Genomic DNA, 21,672 nt, shown 5'->3' on the forward strand with positions numbered 1-21,672 from the left:
TTATAGAACTTTGTCAATTATTTAGACATTAAATTTAAAAAAATGTTTATCTTAATAATTGTCAATGTCTAAATAAAATGTACAATTGAACAACCACTTCTTCTACACCTATTAGAGTCGAAAATGTACAAATCAATTTCTTAGATTTGAGGATATTATGTACTAGAAAACATACAAAATACCGCCTTAGAATAATGTACAAAATAAAAATAAAGTACATTTTTTAAAGAATGTACTTAATGCTTCTAATTCAGTTGTATCAATGGTTTAGCTCTAGTTTAGTCAATTGTACATAAACTTTTAGTTTTATAATAAAAACAAGACAGAATTGAGAAACTAAACTCTATCTTGTTTCACCAAAAACTTATTCTTCTAATTCGATTTTTTTAAAATAATCCAGTTGCCATTTTTGTGTTGCCTGAGCTGTTTTATTTAAATTTGTGCACCAGGACGGATAAAACCGCATAGCCATCTTTCCTTTACAATCCTTAGTAGAAAGAATTTTTTTACTGATAGCCACCTCTTTGGGAATCATAAATATACCGCAATGACAGTCGTCAATAACGACAATAACTAGTTCATCACCCAAGTCTCTATAAGTATAAGGAATATTCTTGTTGTCTTGGTCTTTTTTCCAAAAGACTGTAAAGTATCCTTCTTTTTTGGGTGTTTTCTTTGCCAAACGGCATCTTTTATATTCTTGATTATCCTTTGGTTTAATTAAAATGCTTTCATAGTCTTCGTTCCATTTTTCATTTATCAGATCAAAGTCACCATAATACCTATGAAGAATGTCTGTCATTTTCATTTTTTATCACCTTTCTAATTTTTTACCGAAATTAAATTATGTAAAATACTTACTAGAATAAAAACCCTTTAATCAAATCAACTACTTGTTCATTTTGCGGCAGGGAAGAATGATGAGCATCCTTGCCTACGATGACGACCTCTCTGTGTGAAGCAATCTTTCCTTTGTAAATCAAGCTCCCGGCTTCTACACTGCTTTTATGGACAATTCCGTCACCGTCTCGAAAAAAGATTCCCATAATTGACAAATGTTGCAACTTCTTAGGTAGATTTTCTTGGTTAGATATGAAGTCATCTAGCATCGCAACTCTATGATTGATGTTTTTCTTATTTAGATTATAAGGACTACCAATAGTCAGGAGCTTTTCCATCTCTAACTCAGAATGGTTTGCCAGGTATTGCTGCAGAAATGCCGTAAAAACTAGACCACCGTTAGAATGCCCAAGCGCCTTAAAGCTGTTAAAAGAGTACTTCTCTCGCAAGACAGTCAAGGCATCGTCAAACATTGCCGCCTGCAGCTTGATATTTTCATAACCATCGCGATTATTTTGAAAGCCAACCACAAAAATAGGATTTCTGTCCTTGCGCTTCAAATGCCCTCGGTAAGTCATGTGTCCGTCATTCCAGATTTTAATACGGACTAGACTATGATGTGGATGCTGATTCCGGTTAAGTTTTTTAACCATTCGATTAAAACGATTCTCAGTCGCCGAACTACCTGGAATCATGATAATAGGACGTATTTTGACCTTGCTGGCAGGTAGATGAGAAATAGGGTGGGAAGGCAGCTTATTCAATAATTTTTGAAAGGTTTTAGCAAGTCGATGAATCAATTGAGTCAAAAAAGGCTTCATTCTAGTCTCCGTATCAGAATCTGATGTTTCCAAAAACAAGCCACATAAAACTTAGTTATGCGACTTGTTTTTTTGTTATTACTTCCGCTTCTTCTTGTTTTTCTTCATTTGCTTGGCCATTTTGTTCATGCTGCGGCGCATTAGAAACTCTCCAGCTTTCCCTTTGAGACCGCCCCCGAACATTTGGCTCATATCCGGCATCCCGGCTCCTCCTAAGCCTGACATATCTGGCATCCCGCCTTGGCCCATCATGCCTTCCAGAGCTGACATGTCGGGCATTCCTCCGCCACCAGGCATGTTCTTAGGCATATTGTTTGGATTGAGGCCCATTTGCTTCATCATCTTGCTCATATCGCCTGACAGAACGCCTTGCATCATCTGCTTAGCTTGATTGAAGTCTTTGATAAATTTATTAACATCGACGAAACTGTTACCCGAACCATTAGCAATCCGACGGCGGCGGCTAGGACTCAGCAAGTCAGGATTTTCCCGCTCAGCTAGTGTCATAGAGGATACGATGGCGCGCTTGCGAGCAATTTCTTTCTCATCCACTTTGATATTCTTGAGAGCAGGATTATTGGCCATACCTGGAATCAGCTTGAGCAAGTCTTCCATAGGTCCCATGCCTTGTACCTGATCCAGCTGATCAATGAAGTCATTGAAATCAAAGGTGTTTTCCCGCATCTTTTCAGCCATTTCAAGCGATTTTTTCTCATCGTATTCTTGAGAGGCTTTTTCAATCAGAGTCAGCATGTCTCCCATGCCCAAAATCCGGCTGGACATGCGATCTGGGTGGAAGGTTTCGATATCAGTAATCTTTTCACCGGTACCGGTAAATTTAATGGGCTTACCAGTAATCTGACGGACAGATAAGGCTGCACCACCACGGGTATCGCCATCAATCTTAGTCAGGATAACCCCGGTCACTTCCAGTTGGCTGTTAAATTCGCGAGCGACATTAGCCGCTTCCTGACCAATCATGGCATCGACAACCAAGAGGATTTCATTCGGGTTAGCCAGCGCTTTGACATCTGACAGCTCCTGCATGAGCTTTTCGTCAATCTGAAGGCGCCCAGCCGTATCAATCAGGACATAGTCATTGTGGTTGGCTTTTGCCTGCTCCAAACCTTGACGGACAATCTCAACAGCTGGAACTTCCGTACCCAAAGCAAAAACTGGTACATCAATTTGCTGTCCAAGTGTTTTCAGCTGATCAATAGCCGCCGGACGGTAAATATCCGCCGCAATCATGAGCGGACGAGCATTTTCTTCTTTCTTGAGCTTATTAGCAAGCTTACCAGCAAAGGTAGTCTTACCAGCCCCTTGCAGACCAACCATCATAATAATAGTCGGAATCTTTGGTGACTTGATAATCTCAGCAGTATCAGAGCCTAGGATAGTTGTCAGTTCTTCGTCAACAATCTTGATAATCTGTTGCGCTGGATTGAGGGTGTCGATAACTTCATGACCGACAGCGCGCTCACGGACTTTCTTGATAAAGTCTTTGACGACTGGCAGGGCAACGTCGGCTTCTAAAAGGGCCAGACGAATCTCTTTGGTTGCTTCCTGAACATCGCTCTCTGAGATTTTTCCTTTTCTGCGCAGATTTTTAAAGACGTTCTGCAAACGTTCCGTTAAACTTTCAAATGCCATTTTTGATTTCTCCTAGTTTCTATTTCAATCAATTCAGTGGAAATTTTCCAAAACGCGTTAAACAAGCAAATTCCTCGGAAGAGACTTCTTTCATAATCTCATTTGGGTAGCCCCAGCAGCTGAAGCCTTCTTGCATTGCCTTAGAAAGATCGTCAGGGGAGATGAGTTGTACCCTAGCAGGAAAAGGTTCTTCCGACTCCAACAACCAGCAAGACATTCCCTTGTAGATAACTTGTTTAGCCATATGGTCACTCCCTATTGTCAATACCAGACAGAATCCCGATCTGCTCCTGCAGATAGCTGTCGTCAGGGTATTTCTCTGTAATCTGGTCAAATATCTGACTTCTGACGATGTAGTCCGAGTACATGTGCAGCTTTTTCTCATAGTCTTCCAGAATCTTCTCTGTCCGTTTGATATTATCATAAACGGCCTGACGGCTAACACCAAACTCCTCGGCAATCTCCGCTAGACTGTAATCATCTGCATAGTAGAGTTCAATATAGTTCATCTGCTTGTCAGTCAAAAGCGCCGCATAAAACTCAAAGAGAGCATTCATTCGGTTTGTTTTTTCAATTTCCATAAGAAACATTATACCAGAAAAGCATGATAAACTCTAGTCTGACAAGGGAAATAAACACTCGAAATATGAGATTGCAAAACTTCAATCAGCTTTTTCTTCTGTGTAAAAGACAAGTAAAAAAACTCTTAGTGATAACCAAGAGTTTTGCAATAATTAATTGTTTTCCAAATAAAATTCAAAACGATCGCCGACATACTGGCTTTTTACATATTCAAAAGCTGTACCGTCATCAAAGTAAGAAATCTGAGTCAGTCCTAATATAGCATGGCCGCGGGGAATATCAAGGTAATTGGCGATTTTTTCCTTAGCCAGCCGAGCATAAATCGTCTGCTGGGACTTGCCGATTTTATAACCATGTTCCTGCAAGGTCTGGAAGAAATGACTGGTCACCTCTTCTTTTTTGAAATTCTTAATGAACTTCTCTGGAATTGAAGCCACCTCGTAGACCACCGGCAAATCGTCAGCATAGCGGACCCGCTCCATCCGAATGACATTTTCTGCCTTATGGATGCCTAGCTTCTCCACTTCCTGCTCGCTGGGCAGGGTACGCCGATAAGAAATAAGCTGGCTGGATGGCGTTTTGCCTTGCGCCTTCATGATTTCCGTGAAGCTGGTGGTGCCGCGCATTTTCTCCTGAACACGTGTGCTGGCTACGAAGGTACCACTGCCGACCCGACGCTCTAGCACCCCCTCATCAACCAAGAGCGTAATGGCCTGACGCAGGGTCATACGGCTGACCTTAAAGGTTTCGGCTAGATCTCGCTCACTGGGCAGGCGCTCTCCAATCTCCCAAACGGCATCGTCGATGTCTTTCTTAATCTGATCATGAATTTTGATATATGCGGGCAACATGTTGACTCTTCTTTCTTATTTGGTACCTTCCTTTATTTTAGTACCAAATACTTCAAATGTCAAACTAAATGATAAAGATTAGCTCTCAAATGCTTGCTTTTCTCACGATTCTAGCTGTTTAGCCAAATAAAGACTCATATTCGTTTTTTCATCACTCTTGCTCCTTATTACCTTGGAAAAATTCCTTTTTTGTGATAAAATGAGGGGAAAAGATTACTTCTTTTAAGAAAGGGAACAGATGACAACTAGAACTGAATTACAAGATGTCGAAAAGATCATCGTGCTTGATTACGGAAGCCAGTACAACCAGCTGATTTCACGCCGCATTCGTGAAATCGGTGTTTTTTCTGAGCTCAAGAGCCACAAGATTACTGCTGACGAAGTCCGTGCTATCCAACCTGTCGGTATTATCCTTTCCGGCGGTCCGAATTCTGTATATGAAGACGGCTCTTTTGATATTGATCCGGAAATTTTCGAGTTGGGAATCCCGATTTTGGGAATCTGCTATGGTATGCAGCTTTTGACTCACAAGCTGGGGGGCAAGGTTGTCCCTGCTGGTCATGCTGGAAATCGTGAATATGGTCAGTCAAATCTGTCACATACTGCTAATTCCAGCCTTTTCAACGGAACACCTGAAAGCCAGTTAGTTCTTATGAGCCACGGAGATGCAGTAACAGAAATTCCTGCTGACTTTGTTCGTACTGGTACTTCTGCTGACTGTCCTTTTGCAGCCATTGAAAATCCAGCTAAGAAAATCTATGGCATTCAGTTCCACCCTGAGGTTCGTCATTCAGAGTTTGGCTATGATATCCTGCGCAACTTTGCTCTGAATATTTGTGGAGCCAAAGGCGACTGGTCTATGGATAACTTCATTGACATGGAAATTCAAAAAATCCGCCAAACCGTTGGTGACAAGAAGGTGTTGTTGGGGCTTTCTGGTGGTGTAGACTCTTCTGTCGTCGGTGTTCTCTTGCAGAAAGCAATCGGTGATCAACTAATCTGTATCTTTGTGGATCATGGTCTTTTGCGTAAAGGCGAAGCTGATCAGGTCATGGATATGCTGGGCGGCAAATTTGGTTTAAATATCATTAAGGCTGACGCAGCTAAACGTTTCCTTGACAAACTAGCTGGTGTCTCAGATCCAGAGCAAAAACGTAAAATCATCGGAAACGAGTTTGTCTATGTCTTTGACGACGAAGCCAGCAAACTAAAAGATGTAAAATTCTTAGCTCAGGGCACACTTTATACCGATGTCATCGAATCCGGTACCGACACTGCTCAGACTATTAAATCTCACCATAACGTTGGTGGTCTGCCAGAAGACATGCGGTTTGAGCTGATTGAGCCACTGAACACGCTCTACAAGGACGAAGTGCGTGCTTTGGGTACCGAGCTTGGTATGCCTGATGAAATTGTCTGGCGCCAACCGTTCCCAGGCCCAGGTCTTGCTATTCGCGTTATGGGAGAAATCACTGAGGAAAAATTGGAAACTGTCCGCGAATCTGATGCTATTCTCCGCGAAGAAATCTCCAAAGCTGGTCTTGACCGCGACATCTGGCAATACTTTACTGTTAATACTGGCGTCCGATCTGTTGGAGTCATGGGCGACGGCCGAACTTACGACTACACAATTGCGATTCGCGCTATCACTTCTATCGATGGTATGACAGCTGACTTTGCCAAGATTCCTTGGGATATTCTGCAAAAGATTTCTGTTCGTATCGTTAATGAAGTAGACCATGTCAATCGCATCGTCTACGATATCACCAGCAAACCACCTGCAACTGTTGAGTGGGAGTAACAAACAAATCTTATTTTAAATGATAACTGTAGAAACAAACAAGGCTAGAACTAAAATGTTCTAGCCTTGTTTTAATACAGTCTTGGAATTAACCGCCAAACAATCCTTTAAAGAAGTTGACAATGGCATTCCAGATATTAGAAAAGAAATTACCACCTTCTTGAAGGAGCCCATTTGCATCAAAGTTGAGGTTAATATTGTTAAAGGTATCCCCTGCCTTTGAAACAATGCTGTCTTTCAAGTCACTAAGGGTCTTTGTAAAGTCAGAATCCGTAATGACTCCACTGTTTGAAAGATTGATAGCGAAATTCACGATGAGGTTGATTTGGTCACTGGTCACTGACTGAGTCAGACCGTAATTTTTCAAGGTTTCTTCAACAATCTTACGGACATCATCTGCTGTCAGATTGCTGTTGTTCTTCTTAGCATTGGCGATAGCCGCTTTGATATCAGCCAGAGCTACGTTAAGCTTGTCCGCATCATAGCCTTCCTTACCTGTATTTTCAGCATTGATACCAGAAAGGGCAGCCAGTTCTTCCTGCGCTAGGTTTTTATTTTCCTGAGGAATGGTCGCGCCATTATCCTCAAGAGAGTAGTAAATCCCTGCCAAAGCACTCTCACCTGTTACCGGAATCGGTGCCGCAACGGTAATCTGCGCGTGCTGAACACCTAGAGTAACAGCCGCATTGCGATACATATCTTCTGTAACCTTGGTGATGTTTTGCGGAGTGACAATTTTGACCTCTAATGGCTTATTGCTGCCTAACTTCTGGATTTTTACAGAAGAATAAAGCTGCAGGCTAGGGTCGTTAGCAACATCCATGATTTTAGAGTAGACTTCTGGAGTCATGGTCTTAAGTGGCTTGCTATCACTGGATGAATTGTAGCCAAGCATCTGCAAGGTCTGCTGTTTTTGGCTCTCATCTAAGGAGTAACCCAGCACATACTCAGGCTGCACGTATGTCTCATCAATGACTTTCTGAACATTTGAATCGGCAGCTGCGGTTGATACAGTAAACAGAGTAGCCAGCAAGGCTCCTACTGTCATTAAAATTTTTTTGAATTTCATATTTTTTCCTCTTTTCCTCCCGCTATAGTTTCCCAAATTCTATAGCTTTTTTATAGAGCAAACTTCTTTCTGAGTGCCTCGAATTTCTGTTTCTTGAGCTTGTGATTTTCGCTCCTTTTGATGTTTAGAGTGCTTCAGTTAAGTTGCTGCAATGATGGAGTTATTATTATCTCATCCATTGAGGGCTTGAGATAATAGATACATTTTACAACATTTCTCAAAGAAGTTCAAAGAAAAAACAGTCACTGGATTTGCTTGCCAGTAACTGCTCTTTCCTACTTTTTCCAAAGGAAGTCAATCAGTAATTCGTCTACTTCTGGATTCTCATGCAATTGGCTGTGCTGAGCCAACTGACCTGTGATTTTCTTTTCCTGGTAAGATTTGGCATTCTCAACCAGGAGATATTTGAGGCTGCGAGAAGAAATATTGAGGACAGAACCGTCGGATTCATTTTTAAAATCACCGTAAATGTTCAGAACATCTACTTGCTCTTGCGGATAGATTTCTCGTAATCCCAGTAGTTTTTGATAAGTCTGGCTCATAGCACTAGGCTGGCCGGTTTGGTCATCTAGAATTGTCAAATCTTCAGGCAAGTCCCTTCCTTGCAGACCATTAACATGGTTGGCAATATTGACCTGCTTTTGCAACTGAGGAAGATTTTCATCCTGACCGTTCTCTAACATATAAAAGAGGATAGACATATTCCCCATCGAATGGCCTACCAGATTCATCTTATCAAAGCCATAAGTTTCTTCTAGCTTGCGAATCACAGCTGCTGCATATTTGCCGTCTTGAGCGTAGTCAGTATTGCGGTTATCTTCATAGTTTACCTTAATAATGGGATTGATAGCACCTTTCGGTATCTCGCCTAATAAGCTTACTTGCCCGTTTTTACTGACGTTTGCTGTGATAATTGTCTGAGTGACTCCAGCTTTTTTGGCTGCCTCTGTCATATGATTTTCAGCATTAGAACTGGATCCAAAACCGTGGAAAAACAAGGTCGGCGTTGTTGACTGCACATATTGTTTTGTATTGAGGCTAGTGGCTTCTTTATGGTTGTAAAAAGCTGTTAGACCGGTAATTGTCACTGAAACCAGAATGAGGAGCTTAAAACCAAGTTTCTTGTTCATATTTCATTCCTTTTATTGATAGATGTACAAAATTATATCATGTATCCATCGTGGTTACAAATATCCGGATTATTACTTTACCATCAAAAAAGAGGCTGGGACAAAAGTCCTAGCCTCTCAATTGTCTTTGGATTGTCGAGCAAGACGCAGTGGTTGAGTGGGCTCTACTACGCTGATTTCATCAGCTTTTACAGCCCTACTCAACTGTGCGGAGGTGGGACGACGAAATCGAATTCTAACGAATTACCGATTTCTGTCCCACTCTCTAAAACCATTTTAAGAGGCGCATGATGTGCATATTCATCTTGACCTGACGGGAATAATAATAATTTCCGCCGTTGATATAGAGCTCTGGTCCGTGGAAAATTGAAATCAGGTTATAGTAGCCGTAGGTCTTGCCAGTTACATTTCCTAAGCTTGGCGCTACCACATCTTTGGAATATTTCTTGGCTAGCTCCAGCGTATTTTCGCCACCGTTTTTAGCGACGTAGTCGATATAGGCTTGGCCGAAATTATAGGCTTGTACTGCTGTCCAAACGTCTACCTTTTTCTCGCTAGCTAACTCTAGGTTATCAGATAAGGCCTGAACTCCCTGGCGAATGCTTTCTTTATTGTCCGTGATAGCATTGGTCTGACCAGTCGCGCTTTCACTGGACTGCATGACATCAGTGTCTTTTCCCTTGGTCTCTGTATAAATCATGGCCAGTACCAATTCTTCATTGGCCGCTGTGTCCTGCTCGTCCAGCACTTCTCTGACCAAAGTCTGATACTTCATGACCTGCTTGACATCATGATGAACCTGATAAATCTTGTAGCCGGCAAAGAGCACGAAAAGGACTAAAATCAGTCTTCTTAGAAATTTAAACATTATTTATTTTGGATATCCTCGATGTTCTTAATCAAAATAGAATAGGTCCCGTTGTCGTTCTGGATAAATTCTACCGACTCTGCGTCCTGATATATATTATTGGGAACGATGAGCTCAATTCCATTTGAAAGGGAGAGTTTCTGATTTTCGAACTTTTTCTTCTGGCGGCTGCTGTCAATCTCATCAAACTTGACTGGCTCAGGAATAGCTTCCTTGACTTGGTCAATAAAGGTAAGTCGGGCAGTCAGATTGCTGTCAAAAAGATCATCAGCCAACTTTTCAGGCGACAGTTCGTCATTTTCTTCCAGATTTTTGAAAATACTGGATTTGACCTTGGACTGGAACTGAAAATCGTCTTTGTTAAAACTTTCAGCAACCTTCTGAGCAGTCTTCTCAAGTGCTTTGATTGATTTCTTAGCTGAGATTGTCGGATTGACCTGCAAGAGATTATCTGACATATAATTGAGAAAGGCACCGTTATACTTGATGCGCTTTTCAATCAGATGGTACTTGCGAGACTTGAGATTGATGACCAAAGCCTCGTCTGCCCCCGTACCAAAGCCAGGCAGATTGTTCTGCGTCAGCTTGATAGGATTGTCCACCTCACCACCCAAGTGGGTCAGGGTTTCCCGCAGAGCAATCCGCAGAAAAGCGAAGTGCTCCACACCTTCTTTGTCAAACTGGACAAAAATCAGATCGTTGGTTTTCTGGTTTTCACTGACAGAAAACTCCTCCTGCCAGAGCTTAGCCACTGTCACTGATGTTTCCAGTAAGTCGTCTGAAAGCTGGGCTAAAAAGACGTTTTCAGGATCGAATACACCTGTTTTAGCATCGTCAGAATATACCCGCTCAATCTTCTTGCGCAGATATTCTTCAATCTTGGGAGTAATGTTGAGAAATTTATCCGCTAGCAGCAGTTCGGTATCAGCTGGGCTGAATTGATGAATAATCGCTTTTTTTACGTAAATATCCATCTTAGTTCAAGCCCTCATAGAGTGGAAAAGCGTCCGTCAATTCGCGAACTTCTGCCCGCACCTGATTTAGCACCGCTTCGTTTTCAGCGTTTTCCAGAGCCTTGATAATAAGCTCTGCTACCTTGATACTTTCTGTTACACCAAAGCCTCGAGCTGCAATAGCTGCTGTGCCGATACGAATGCCGCTAGTCTTAAATGGTGACAAAGTCTCGTAAGGGATGGAGTTTTTATTGAGGGTAATATTAACCTCATCCAAGAGATTTTGCGCTACTTTCCCATTTTCTACAACCTTAGTAACATCAACCAAGAAAAGGTGATTTTCAGTTCCGTCAGAAATCACACGGAACTTGTCATGCTGACGGAAGACTTGGGCCATAGCTTGAGCATTGTCCAAAATTTGCTGAGCATAAACCTTGAAAGCTGGGTCAAGCACTTCTTTAAACGCAACTGCTTTGGCTGCAATGACATGCTCCAATGGTCCACCCTGAATGCCCGGGAAGATAGCTGAGTTGATTTTCTTAGCTAATTCTTCATCATTTGTCAAAATTAAACCACCGCGAGGTCCACGCAAGGTCTTGTGGGTTGTCGTGGTTGTGATATCTGCATAAGGCACAGGACTTGGATGGAGACCAGCAGCAACCAAACCAGCGATGTGAGCCATGTCAACCATAAGCTTGGCACCTACAGCGTCAGCGATTTCACGGAATTTTGAAAAGTCGATGATATGAGAATAGGCTGAAGCCCCCGCCACAATCAACTTAGGCTGAACCTCTTTGGCTTGCTGGAGGATAGCATCAAAGTCCAACAATTCTGTTTCTGGATCAACACTATAGGATACAAAATTATAGGTTTGACCAGAGAAGCTGACTGACGCACCGTGAGTCAAGTGGCCGCCAGCAGACAAATCCATACCCATAACAGTATCACCTGGCTCAATCAAAGCCATATAAGCCGCACAATTTGCCTGGCTGCCTGAGTGAGGCTGCACATTAGCAAACTTGGCACCAAAAATTTCCTTGGCGCGTTCAATTGCCAGACTCTCAATTACATCCACTACATCCGTCCCACCATAGTAACGGCGACCTGGATAACCTTCGGCATACTTATTGGTTAAAATAGAACCTTGAGCAGCCATGACAGCTTTAGAAACAACATTTTCTGAAGCAATCAGCTCAATATTATGCTGCTGACGTTCTTCTTCTTTAGCAACTGCTTCCCAAATCTCTGGGTCAAATGCTTTGTAGTCTTCTTGGTCAAAAATCATAAGGTGTCTCCCTTCTTTTGCGAAAATAGGACCTTAGGTCCTAAAAGTTAAAATTTTATACCATTTACTTGATTAATAATATCCTCGCGAGTGATTGCCCCTTGGCGTAAAATAAGAGCCTTTTCTCCAGACAAGTCTAGAATGGTTGAATCCTGACCTGTCAAAGCAGCATCCTCTTCTACTCCCGAGACTTGCTCTTGGAAATCCATCACAATCTGTTGAAAAGAAGTTCCACTAACTTTTCCAGAAAGATTGGCGGATGGACCAATCAAGGGACCGTACTTGCGAATCAAGTCCAGGGTAACTGGATGATTAGGAATCCGAAACCCCACGGTTTCCATACCTGAGTTTATCCAGGCAGGCACTCGGTCATTGGCTTGGAGGATAACAGTCAGTGGCCCAGGCAGAAAGGCTTGATAGAGTTGTTCCAGATAGCAGGGCTGGTTCTTGGAAAAGGCATAAATCTCTTCTAAGCTAGCCACATTAAGATTGAGAGCCTTGTCACGGGGTCTTCGTTTTAATTCGTAGACTCGCTCAACTGCCTCTTCATTCAAAGCCTGAGCAAAGAGGCCATAAACAGTTTCTGTCGGCAGGACAACTGCTCCGCCCGCTGCCAGAGTCTTTTCTATCTTATCCATTGTCCATCGCCACCATTCTATCTTTGCCAAATTGATCTTTCAGAACTCGAATTCGTTTTTGAGGAAAAGATTTTTTCAGTAACTCTACAACGCCGTTTCCTTGCTTGTAACCAATTTCCAGATAGATTTTTCCATTATCTGTCAGATAGTCATAGTCCCCTGCCTGCTCAGCTATTTTCCGATAGACGGCATAACCATCTTCCTCAGCAAAGAGGGCCATGTGAGGTTCTGATGTCAAAACGTTAAGTCCTACTTCGTCTTTATCTGCTTCTGAAATATAGGGTGGGTTGGAGACGATAATGTCAAATTTTGCTTGGATTGCATCCAAGCAATCAGATTGGACAAAAGCAAGGTTAAGTCCGCAGGACTGAGCGTTTTCTACTGCCAAAGAAAGAGCGTCTTCCGAAAGGTCAGAAGCAGTAATTTGCCAGTCTGGACGACTGTTTGCCAGTGCCAAAGCAATGGCTCCGCTACCCGTTCCGATATCCAAGACAGACAGAGAACTTTCGGGATTTTCTGACAAAATCAGCTCCACCAGCTCCTCCGTCTCAGGCCTTGGAATCAGAACCCGCTCGTCCACCTTGAGAGTCAGGCCGTGAAAGTCACTGCTACCGATGATATACTGGGCTGGCATGTGGGCAAGCAGCTGCTCTTGAATTGCTTTTAGCTGGTCACGATCTTCTTGGCTGACTTTTGTCCGAAGCTTAAGAACAAAGTCGGTAAAGGAGAGATCCTTGAGAGCCCGATAAACGAAAGTCAGGCTTTCTGCTTCTTCTCCAGCTGCTACCAGCTCTTGCTCTAACTCCGCCAAATATTGAGCTAATGTCATTATTTATTCAGCTCTTCTAGTTTTTGCGTTTGGTCATAGAGAACCAGAGCGTCAACGACTTCATCCAGTTTGCCAGCTAAAATCGTGTCCAGCTTTTGCAAGGTCAAGCCAATACGGTGGTCTGTCACCCGGTTTTGCGGGAAGTTATAGGTGCGAATCCGCTCCGAGCGATCACCAGTACCAATCGTAGACTTGCGCTCTGCATCTTGCTCATCTTGAGCAATTTGAGCAAAATGGTCTGCTACGCGAGCTCGGATGATTTTCATAGCCTTATCCCGGTTCTTCTGCTGGGTCCGCTCTTCCTGCATTTCGACCTTGATATTGGTTGGCAGATGGACGATACGAACTGCTGTCGCAACCTTATTGACGTTCTGTCCGCCGGCACCTGAGGCGTGGTAGATGTCTACCCGCAGGTCTTTAGGATCAATGTCGTATTCTACTTCTTCGATTTCTGGCATGACTAGAACTGTCGCCGTCGAGGTGTGAACGCGGCCTTGGCTTTCAGTTACAGGAACCCGCTGTACGCGATGAGCGCCAGATTCATACTTAAGTTTTGAATAGACGGACTGACCAGAGACCATAGCAACCACTTCCTTGATTCCACCTACACCATTGTAAGAAGCTTCCATAACTTCGAAGCGCCAGCCTTGGCTTTCAGCATATTTTTGATACATCTGTAAGAGGTCGCCGGCAAACAACTGCGCTTCGTCTCCTCCTGCAGCCCCGCGGATTTCAAGGATAATATTCTTATCATCGTTTGGATCCTTAGGTAAAAGGAGGATTTTTAGTTTTTCTTCGTATTCCTCTTTTTCAGCCTTAGCATCCTTGAGCTCCTGCTTAGCCATTTCCTCCAAGTCCGCATCACCAGAGGCGTCTTTAATCATTTCTTCAGCGTCTGTGATGTTTTGCAGGACTTTCTTATACTCTCGATAAGCCGTCACTGTATCGCGGGTGCTGGCTTCTTCCTTAGAAAGCTCCATAAATCGCTTGGTATCGCTGACTACATCAGGGTCGCTTAGGAGTTCACCAAGTTCTTCGTAGCGATCTTCAACTGCTTGTAACTGTTCATAGATGTTCATAGATTTTTCATCATCTCCTTTATTTCTATCATCGAATTACTTAATATCGGGGTTAAAATAGTGCCTGCGGCAGACTGAGATATAGGTCTCGTGGCCGCCAATTTTTATCTGCTCACCATCATAAACTGGCTTTCCGTTATCAGTCCGTAAAACCATAGTGGCCTTACGAGAGCAATATTGGCAAATGGTTTTAATCTCCTCAATCTTGTCAGCTAAGAGCAAGAGGTGTTTGGAGCCTTCAAAAAGTTCATTGCGAAAATCATTTTTCAGACCAAAAGCCATAACCGGAACATCCAGTTCATCCACCACTCTAGCCAAATCATAGACATGATGGCGTTTCAAGAACTGAGCCTCATCAATCAAAACACAATAAGGTTTTTCAGGAAGCTGCTGGATATAGCCAAAAATATCCGTCTGATCTTCAATAGCCATAGCATTCCGCTTCATACCGATACGACTAGAAACGACACCAAAGCCGTCGCGGGTATCAACAGCCGAGGTCATGATAACCACGCTCTTGCCTTGTTCTTCATAATTGTGAGCCACTTTCAAAATTTCAATGGTCTTGCCCGAATTCATCGTGCCATATTTATAGTATAACTGAGCCATAATTTAAATCTTTGCTAATTCACTATCTCCATTTTTACTTCACATTATTTTACCATAATTCACTACTCTTTAAAACCTCATTTATGATAAAATAATGATAAAGAAATAAAGGAGGCAGAAAATATGCCATTTGTTAGAATTGATTTGTTTGAAGGACGCACTCTAGAGCAGAAAAAAGCTCTTGCCAAGGAAGTAACTGAAGCCGTTGTCAGAAATACTGGCGCACCTCAGTCTGCTGTCCATGTCATTATTAACGATATGCCAGAAGGAACCTACTTCCCACAAGGTCAAATGCGGGAAAAATAAAAAAGACAAGCCAGCAGTTTGTGAAGATATAAACTGCTGGCTTTTTTCTATGAATGACTCCTACTGTTATCTCTTTTATTCTCAAATTCTTTAATTAATTTTTGATACCAATAAAAACTATCTTTTCGAATCCGCTCTAGACTACCACCTTCTTCCTCATCACGGTCTACATAAACAAATCCATAGCGCTTGCCATAACCGTTTAGCCATGAAAGTAGATCTGTGAAAGACCATGTACAATAGCCGATGACTTGGCAACCATCTTCGATGGCATTTTGTACAGCTGTAATATGATTATCAAGGTATTCAATCCGATATGGGTCGTGGATCTTTCTATCTTCTGTTAAGGTGTCATACTCTCCTAACCCGTTTTCAGTTATCATAATTGGAATATCATATCTGCTGGTAATCCGTCGCAAAGCTATCCGCAAACCAATTGGATCTATTTCCCATCCCCAGCTGGTACGCTCTAAGTGTTCATTTGGCACATGCTTAAACTGGTCCGGCTCTCCAGCCTCAGCATTCGGTACATTAGCAGCAAAAGTATGGGATTGGTAATAGTTGACGCCTATGAAATCTGGACGGCCTGCTTTTAAAATATCTAAATCTCCTTCTCGGATATCTAATTCTATACCGAATTGATTTTTCAAATAAGCTAGAGCTGTCCTTGGATAACGTCCCAATAAATAAGCATCCATCCAATACCAAACATTGACATCCAAAGATTTCTCCATGGCTAGAACATTCTCTGGCTGATTATCCAGAGCATAGAGGACAGGAAAAGCAAAGCTTGGACCGATTTGACCTTTTATTTTCAAATCATGGAATCGTTTGATAATCGTTGCATTAGCCAAGTTGACAATGTGATTTACCTGATGCATTAACTGAATATTTTTGATTCCTGGTGGAAAATGACCATCCCGATAACCTAGTCCAACAAAGACATTTTGTTCATTGAGTCCAATCCAATATTTCACTCGATCTCCAAAGTTTTCAAAGAGANCCTCTGCATAATACAGGAAATCGTCGATTATCTTTCTGGATTCCCAACCGCCGTACTCATCTTGCAGTACTTGAGGCAAATCCCAGTGATAGATTGTAATAATGGGTTCAATATTATATTTGAGAAGTTCATCAATCAGATTTGAATAAAATTCAATCCCTTTTTGATTGACCTCTCCTCGTCCCTCAGGCAAAATACGGGTCCAAGCAATTGAAAAACGATAAGCTTTCAGACCCATTTCTGCCATCAGTTTAACATCTTCTTTATAGTGATGATAATGATCCACTGCCACGTCGCCAGTCGTGTTTTTAAAAGTCCTATTGGGCTGGCGAACAAAGACGTCCCAAATAGACAGACTCTTACCATCTTCATCCCAAGCTCCTTCAACTTGATAGGCAGCTGAAGCCGATCCCCAGAGAAAGTCTCTGGAAAATTTTGTCACATCAATCAAGCTGCTGCACCTCCTTTGGCTTCTATTGCTTCCGCTTCAGCTTCTTGCTTAACCAATTGCTCTTCGTATTTCTTGAAGAATGGATAGTAGATTAACATAGCTGGCAAAATCAAGATATAGTCCCAAACGAAGTTTTGCCAACGAAGGGTTGTCAAGTAGTTGCTGAATCCCATTGGCAACTGTGCACTAACCACTATCCAAGCAGGAATAATAAAGCCTGTTTGGTAAGCAAAATAAGTCAAGATCATCATAATTGGCACATTGAGTACATAAGGGATGCAAAGAATTGGGTTGAACATAATTGGCATACCAAATGTTACCGGCTCATTGATACCAAACCACCCAGGAATGAGCGAAATCTTAGAAACGGCACTAATTTGTTTGGATTTTGAGCGCAAGCCCATCAGGACCAGGGCCCAGGTATTTCCTGTACCACCAACTAAAGCCATGGAAGTGTAGAGTAAGACTGGGAAGAATTGCATTGGCTGACCGTTCGCATGAAGAGCAGCATTGGTCGTTGCCGCTTGAATCCCAAGTGGAGAAATGATTGGAATAATGATGAGGGTACCATGAATACCGAAGCACCAAAGAACCAGCGCTAACATACAAAGCATCACAATCCCTGGTACAGATGATACAGCGCCAAGCGGTGCACGCAAGAGAGCCATAAAACCAGACGGAACGTTGTAAGCTCCTGCTGTCAAAGCACCAATACCAACATTCAGTAAGAGAAAGAGAGTAATGGAGAAAAATACTGGCAAAATAGAACCAAAACTATCTTGAAGAAATTGTGGCACTACATCTGGCATCTTAATTTTAATATCTTTTTCATAGCAGAATTTTTCAATCTGTACGACTACAAAGACAATGAAGAAGCTGATGAACATACCTTGTGACCCAAGATAGTCTAACTGTAGTCCGGAGAATTTTTCAGTATCAACAAAAGCTCCTGCTACCAGCATGAAAGTAACTGCTGTATCAACCGCAGCCATAATAGGAGATTTCAATTTCAAATTCTTAGCATAATGATAAGCAAAGAAGATAGCAACCCAGATAGAGATAAAATCCATTGAATAACGGAAAGGCAAGGTCAATGTATTATACACTGCATCCCCTGTTTTGAACCAACCTAGAGCTGTTTCATTTCCAATTGCAGCTAAGACTTGAAATAAGGAACCCACGGTAATCAATCCCAAGAGAGATCCTAATCCAGCTTGTAAAGACTGTATAAACACATTGTTGGCCAGTTTATAACCAATTTCCTGAAGTTTGGTCATGAATTTACTGTTAAAGAATTTTTCCATTAGAAAAACCTCCTTAAGATATTGCTTTAATTAATTGAAAGATATTCTTACAATCTCCCATTGCATAATCCATGGCTGGAATGGTGGCAACAGGTTTTGATACTGTCTCTTTGACCGAATCAAGTTTATAAGAGACCTGAGGGCCTAATAAAATCACATCATAATCCTGAGCATAATCTTGATAGTCCATCAATCCGACAGCTTTGATATTGAGGTCAATACCTTGGTCATTTGCATATTGCTCCATTTTTTTCATCAGGATGCTCGTGGACATACCAGCCGCACATATTAATAAGATTTTCATTGTCTTTCTCCTTCTCGATTGGAATACAGCTCAATCATCTCAGTGATAAGGTCAATGGCCAAGAGACTCGTCATAAAATGATCTTGTGCATGAACAAGCAGTATACTCAACTGATGACCGTTTCCTTGTGCTTCTTCCTGCAATAAATCTGTTTGGGAATGATGGGCTTTTAAAATAACACTATTTGCCTCATCCATTAATTCCTTAGCTGCATCAAATTCTGCTAGTTTTGCTTTTTTAAGTGCTTCAAAAGCTAAGGATCGGGCTGCACCAGAATTGGCAATTAAGGACATGGCAATAATCTCCGCTGAACTATTCCATTCTTCCATACAAACTCCTCCTTTCAATTTGACTTCTTACCCAAAGTTTACTATAGCTCTATTCTACTGTCAAAAGCGTTTATATTTTCTTAATATACAGTTTTCTAGCTTAGTGTATCCATTTTCAAATGCCATTCATACTCAATTTATTATAAAAAATTTAAAGCAATAGTTTCTTACGTGCTTTACCTCTGGTACTCTGTTATTTTTAAATAGTNCCTTTAATATATTTTAGAACCTATCGTAAAATTAGTGTATAAAAATTAATCGTTTTTTATGATAATGTATAACACAAAGCTAAAGAGTATAAAAATTCATTAAAATCCGTCTCTTTTTCCTCAGGGGGTTACTTTCCGCAAGGGCTTATTATATACTTAATTTATGAAGATTATTAGAGAACTTCAAGTCACTTCAGATGAATTTTATGACTTCTTGGAAAGCGAGTTTATGAATCAAATCAATCAAACTGACAATCAAACAAAAAAGATAGATAGGTTAAAGAAAGGACTTCGTTACTCAAAATTGTCAGACAATGTCTATACCAAGACTGATTATGAGATTCTGGACTATCGTCGCCATGAAACCTACGTCATTCAAATCTCGTCCCACAGTGAAAAAACGATTACTTCCTACAAAACCAAGCCTTGCTCAAAAGGGCTGGAGGTTACGCTAGAACAAGAACAAAATAAATTGACAAAAAATTCAAAAAGCAAGCTCATCAAGTCGATGGGAGAGCTTCTCTACTTTGGTCGCCTTTCAGAAAATCTTTATAAGATTCAAGGAGAAATTGAGAAGGCTAGAAAAGGGAAAACTCAGTAACAGGCAAATCCGAGCCATACCTTCTTTTTGTGCTTTGAGTTTTTATGACTCGCAGATATTCAAATAGTTTAAGGAGTAGATTATGAAACAAGGCATCACACCTCAATATTGGAAACAAGAAAACAGCGGTCGCTATTTCACTAAAGAAACTAAAATATTCAGCCCTCTGCCTATTTTGACCGACACCTTACTGGCTCATCCAAAAGTAAGAAATGATGGCCAGCTGGCTTTCCCTGCCATTCATTTCATAAAAGGGATTTCCCGAGAAGTCGGACAAGAGGTTATGCAGTCCTTTTCACTTCCCTATCCATCCAATCCTGAAGCTCACATCGTAAAGATTACTGAAGACGGCATCTTCGTTTATGCCTTGTCCCAACGCGGCCTGTTTTATGGGGCGATTTCAATTATTCAAATGTTGCAGGATGGCTACTTGCCTTATGGCTTAGCCTACGACGAACCTGTCTGTTCCGAGCGTGGCCTCAAAGTCTTTTTACCGTCTCGTAAGAATATGGATTTCTTCAAGCAATTTGTGGATATGCTTGCTTTCTTCAAGTACAATACCCTCATGATTGAAATCGGCGGTGCTATGGAATATAAAAAACACCCTGAAATTAATCAAGAGTGGATCAAATATTGTTCTGAAATGGCTGAATACTCTGGCAAGACCAAAGAAATCCAAGACTATACCTTCCCTTGGTACAAGAATGCCATTCACATGGAAAATGGTGATGGGGAGTTTCTAAGTCAAAATGATGTTAAAGATCTGGTTCTCTACTGTAAGGAACAATTTTTTGAAGTGATTCCTGAGGTACCCTCTCTTGGCCACTGTGACTACCTGATGCTTGGCCACCCAGAAATTGCAGAAATCCCTGAAGATCCTTATCCAGACACTTACTGCCCTTCAAATCCTGCCTCTTATGAACTCCTCTTTGATGTTCTGGATGAAATCATTGAGGTCTTTGAACCTGAAGTCATCAATATCGGGCATGATGAATACTATTCAATTGCCATATGTGAGCGCTGCAAAGGAAAGGCTGGAGCAGACATCTTCGCAGAAGACATTATCAAGATTTATGACTACCTCAAGCAGAAAAATGTCCGAACCATGATTTGGGGAGACAAGTTACTGAAAAATGCTATCGTTCCTGATGCAGGGCCTTTTGGTGGAGCAGAAATCATCATGTACACTCCCCAGTTCAAAAAAGATACAGGCACAAAAGTTGGCATTATGCCGGCAACCTGGCAGGCTATTCACCAGATTCCCAAAGATGTCGAAATTCTCCATTGGCTCTGGAGTTTGGATGAAAAACTGGAAGATGAAGTTTTAGAAGAAGGCTTTAGCATCCGTTATGGTAATTTTGAAGGCTATCTCTTTCCGCATTGGGCTGAGCATTTGAAGAAGGGGAGCAAGGGAGCTATCATCTCCAACTGGAGCACTTTAAATGAGGTAATCCTGCAGAGAAATGTCATTTTCTTCGGCTTGGCCTATGCTTACGAGATGTTTTGGAATCATGGCTATCGTGATGAAGACTATGCGACTATCCGTGATAAAACCTTATCTTATCTCTTCCATTACCACTATCCCGACCTGCAGAACCACTCGCGCAGTCTTGAAGCACTGGCGTATCCCAGCTGGATTGAAATTGGCTATGCTACTGACTATTTTGTGGAATACCAATGGTTTGTGGACGGTGTCTTCCCTGAAATGGAAACCTATCAAATCGGCAATATCCTACTAACCTATGCTGATCAAACCGAGTTCACTGTTCCCATTATCTTTGGAGAAAACATTGGCAAAACAAGTGTTAACTGGAATCGGTCTACCAATACTAACCCTCTACCTGGCGAACCTATCTATAAAGTAGATGAGCAATTATTTGAAGTCTCGCTTAGCACCAAACCTTATCAAAAAGAGCAGCAAACTTTCTTCGCATTTCCTATTCAAAACCCTTATCCTGAAAAAGAATTGAAGAATGTAGAGGTTCAAACAGAAGCTAACAAAGATTGTCAAATTTTTGTTGATCGAATTGCCTATTATCACTAAATTTGAGGCTTATTTCAAGCTATCAGGTAGAAAGAGCGAAGTTTATTCGGAATCAGAATCATCCAATTCAAAAAAAGCAGAAACTTTCTAGACATCAGGTTACTGGACATACT

Annotated in this window: 23 protein-coding genes; 4 read left to right on the plus strand and 19 right to left on the minus strand. The window is 41.7% G+C overall.

Features of this window, described 5'->3' with window-relative positions:
* Nucleotides 1-364: 364 nt before the first annotated feature.
* The 6 genes from D8877_RS08580 to D8877_RS08605 all read right to left on the minus strand — a co-directional run bounded on the left by D8877_RS08580 (nucleotide 365) and on the right by D8877_RS08605 (nucleotide 4,747).
* Nucleotides 365-808 carry a MepB family protein gene (locus D8877_RS08580; protein ID WP_125341678.1) on the minus strand — a complete coding sequence of 148 codons (444 nt, stop codon included), beginning with the start codon at nucleotides 806-808 and terminating at the stop codon, nucleotides 365-367.
* Nucleotides 809-860: 52 nt separating this feature from the next.
* Nucleotides 861-1,661, minus strand: coding sequence for an alpha/beta hydrolase (locus D8877_RS08585; RefSeq protein ID WP_125341679.1), 801 nt, complete (start codon nucleotides 1,659-1,661; stop codon nucleotides 861-863).
* A 78-nt stretch (nucleotides 1,662-1,739) separates the two neighbouring features.
* Nucleotides 1,740-3,314 carry a signal recognition particle protein gene (gene ffh, locus D8877_RS08590; RefSeq protein ID WP_125341680.1) on the minus strand — a complete coding sequence of 525 codons (1,575 nt, stop codon included), beginning with the start codon at nucleotides 3,312-3,314 and terminating at the stop codon, nucleotides 1,740-1,742.
* A 28-nt stretch (nucleotides 3,315-3,342) separates the two neighbouring features.
* Nucleotides 3,343-3,558 carry a 2-oxoglutarate:acceptor oxidoreductase gene (locus D8877_RS08595; protein ID WP_125353037.1) on the minus strand — a complete coding sequence of 72 codons (216 nt, stop codon included), beginning with the start codon at nucleotides 3,556-3,558 and terminating at the stop codon, nucleotides 3,343-3,345.
* A 4-nt stretch (nucleotides 3,559-3,562) separates the two neighbouring features.
* Nucleotides 3,563-3,895 (minus strand): putative DNA-binding protein, encoded by a 333-nt coding sequence (locus tag D8877_RS08600; protein ID WP_032907526.1) that lies wholly within the window; start codon nucleotides 3,893-3,895, stop codon nucleotides 3,563-3,565.
* Nucleotides 3,896-4,048: 153 nt separating this feature from the next.
* Nucleotides 4,049-4,747 (minus strand): GntR family transcriptional regulator, encoded by a 699-nt coding sequence (locus tag D8877_RS08605; RefSeq protein ID WP_125353039.1) that lies wholly within the window; start codon nucleotides 4,745-4,747, stop codon nucleotides 4,049-4,051.
* A 238-nt stretch (nucleotides 4,748-4,985) separates the two neighbouring features.
* On the opposite strand from D8877_RS08605, the gene guaA reads away from it, so the two are divergent.
* Nucleotides 4,986-6,548, plus strand: a complete 1,563-nt coding sequence (guaA, locus tag D8877_RS08610; protein ID WP_125341683.1) for a glutamine-hydrolyzing GMP synthase — start codon at nucleotides 4,986-4,988, stop codon at nucleotides 6,546-6,548.
* An 88-nt stretch (nucleotides 6,549-6,636) separates the two neighbouring features.
* On the opposite strand, the gene D8877_RS08615 is transcribed toward guaA, so the two are convergent.
* The 9 genes from D8877_RS08615 to D8877_RS08655 form a co-directional block, all read right to left on the minus strand.
* Nucleotides 6,637-7,617: a DUF1002 domain-containing protein gene (locus tag D8877_RS08615; protein WP_125341684.1), complete on the minus strand. Its 981-nt coding sequence runs from the start codon at nucleotides 7,615-7,617 to the stop codon at nucleotides 6,637-6,639.
* A gap of 275 nt (nucleotides 7,618-7,892) precedes the next feature.
* The gene (locus D8877_RS08620) at nucleotides 7,893-8,747 is read right to left on the minus strand and encodes an alpha/beta hydrolase (protein ID WP_125341685.1); all 855 of its coding nucleotides are present in this window, start codon (nucleotides 8,745-8,747) and stop codon (nucleotides 7,893-7,895) included.
* 265 nt (nucleotides 8,748-9,012) lie between these two features.
* Nucleotides 9,013-9,615: a lysozyme family protein gene (locus D8877_RS08625; RefSeq protein ID WP_125341686.1), complete on the minus strand. Its 603-nt coding sequence runs from the start codon at nucleotides 9,613-9,615 to the stop codon at nucleotides 9,013-9,015.
* Entirely contained in the window at nucleotides 9,615-10,589 is a 975-nt protein-coding gene (locus tag D8877_RS08630) for a nucleoid-associated protein (protein WP_002915230.1), read from the minus strand. Before D8877_RS08630 ends, D8877_RS08625 begins: the two co-directional genes overlap by 1 nt.
* Nucleotide 10,590: 1 nt before the next feature.
* Nucleotides 10,591-11,853, minus strand: coding sequence for a serine hydroxymethyltransferase (glyA, locus tag D8877_RS08635; RefSeq protein ID WP_002895517.1), 1,263 nt, complete (start codon nucleotides 11,851-11,853; stop codon nucleotides 10,591-10,593).
* A 47-nt stretch (nucleotides 11,854-11,900) separates the two neighbouring features.
* Complete coding sequence (locus D8877_RS08640; RefSeq protein WP_125341687.1) at nucleotides 11,901-12,491, minus strand: L-threonylcarbamoyladenylate synthase; 591 nt, start codon at nucleotides 12,489-12,491, stop codon at nucleotides 11,901-11,903.
* Nucleotides 12,484-13,320, minus strand: a complete 837-nt coding sequence (gene prmC / locus D8877_RS08645; RefSeq protein ID WP_125341688.1) for a peptide chain release factor N(5)-glutamine methyltransferase — start codon at nucleotides 13,318-13,320, stop codon at nucleotides 12,484-12,486. The genes D8877_RS08640 and prmC overlap by 8 nt, the downstream gene beginning before the upstream one ends.
* Nucleotides 13,320-14,399 (minus strand): peptide chain release factor 1, encoded by a 1,080-nt coding sequence (gene prfA / locus D8877_RS08650; RefSeq protein WP_002895522.1) that lies wholly within the window; start codon nucleotides 14,397-14,399, stop codon nucleotides 13,320-13,322. Before prfA ends, prmC begins: the two co-directional genes overlap by 1 nt.
* A 36-nt stretch (nucleotides 14,400-14,435) precedes the next feature.
* The gene (locus D8877_RS08655) at nucleotides 14,436-15,008 is read right to left on the minus strand and encodes a thymidine kinase (RefSeq protein ID WP_125353041.1); all 573 of its coding nucleotides are present in this window, start codon (nucleotides 15,006-15,008) and stop codon (nucleotides 14,436-14,438) included.
* Nucleotides 15,009-15,113: 105 nt separating this feature from the next.
* On the opposite strand from D8877_RS08655, the gene D8877_RS08660 reads away from it, so the two are divergent.
* Nucleotides 15,114-15,314: a 4-oxalocrotonate tautomerase gene (locus D8877_RS08660; RefSeq protein WP_223310287.1), complete on the plus strand. Its 201-nt coding sequence runs from the start codon at nucleotides 15,114-15,116 to the stop codon at nucleotides 15,312-15,314.
* A 47-nt stretch (nucleotides 15,315-15,361) separates the two neighbouring features.
* Here D8877_RS08660 and D8877_RS08665 read toward each other — a convergent pair whose 3' ends face one another.
* The 4 genes from D8877_RS08665 to D8877_RS08680 are packed head-to-tail and all read right to left on the minus strand — an operon-like array spanning nucleotide 15,362 to nucleotide 18,705.
* On the minus strand, nucleotides 15,362-16,768 hold the full coding sequence (locus D8877_RS08665; RefSeq protein ID WP_185760207.1) for a glycoside hydrolase family 1 protein: 1,407 nt from the start codon (nucleotides 16,766-16,768) through the stop codon (nucleotides 15,362-15,364).
* The gene (locus D8877_RS08670; RefSeq protein ID WP_002924728.1) at nucleotides 16,765-18,072 is read right to left on the minus strand and encodes a PTS sugar transporter subunit IIC; all 1,308 of its coding nucleotides are present in this window, start codon (nucleotides 18,070-18,072) and stop codon (nucleotides 16,765-16,767) included. Before D8877_RS08670 ends, D8877_RS08665 begins: the two co-directional genes overlap by 4 nt.
* Nucleotides 18,073-18,085: 13 nt before the next feature.
* Nucleotides 18,086-18,376 carry a PTS sugar transporter subunit IIB gene (locus tag D8877_RS08675; RefSeq protein WP_048773419.1) on the minus strand — a complete coding sequence of 97 codons (291 nt, stop codon included), beginning with the start codon at nucleotides 18,374-18,376 and terminating at the stop codon, nucleotides 18,086-18,088.
* The gene (locus D8877_RS08680) at nucleotides 18,373-18,705 is read right to left on the minus strand and encodes a PTS sugar transporter subunit IIA (protein WP_002895529.1); all 333 of its coding nucleotides are present in this window, start codon (nucleotides 18,703-18,705) and stop codon (nucleotides 18,373-18,375) included. The genes D8877_RS08675 and D8877_RS08680 overlap by 4 nt, the downstream gene beginning before the upstream one ends.
* 372 nt (nucleotides 18,706-19,077) lie before the next feature.
* Here D8877_RS08680 and D8877_RS08685 point away from each other — a divergent pair, with 372 nt between their 5' ends.
* Nucleotides 19,078-19,515 carry a DUF3284 domain-containing protein gene (locus tag D8877_RS08685; RefSeq protein WP_125341691.1) on the plus strand — a complete coding sequence of 146 codons (438 nt, stop codon included), beginning with the start codon at nucleotides 19,078-19,080 and terminating at the stop codon, nucleotides 19,513-19,515.
* An 82-nt stretch (nucleotides 19,516-19,597) separates the two neighbouring features.
* On the plus strand, nucleotides 19,598-21,559 hold the full coding sequence (locus D8877_RS08690) for a family 20 glycosylhydrolase (RefSeq protein ID WP_125353043.1): 1,962 nt from the start codon (nucleotides 19,598-19,600) through the stop codon (nucleotides 21,557-21,559).
* The last annotated feature ends 113 nt before the right edge of the window (nucleotides 21,560-21,672 follow it).

It is taken from the genome of Streptococcus sanguinis (assembly GCF_003943735.1).
GTDB classification, from domain to species: Bacteria; Bacillota; Bacilli; order Lactobacillales; family Streptococcaceae; genus Streptococcus; species Streptococcus sanguinis_E.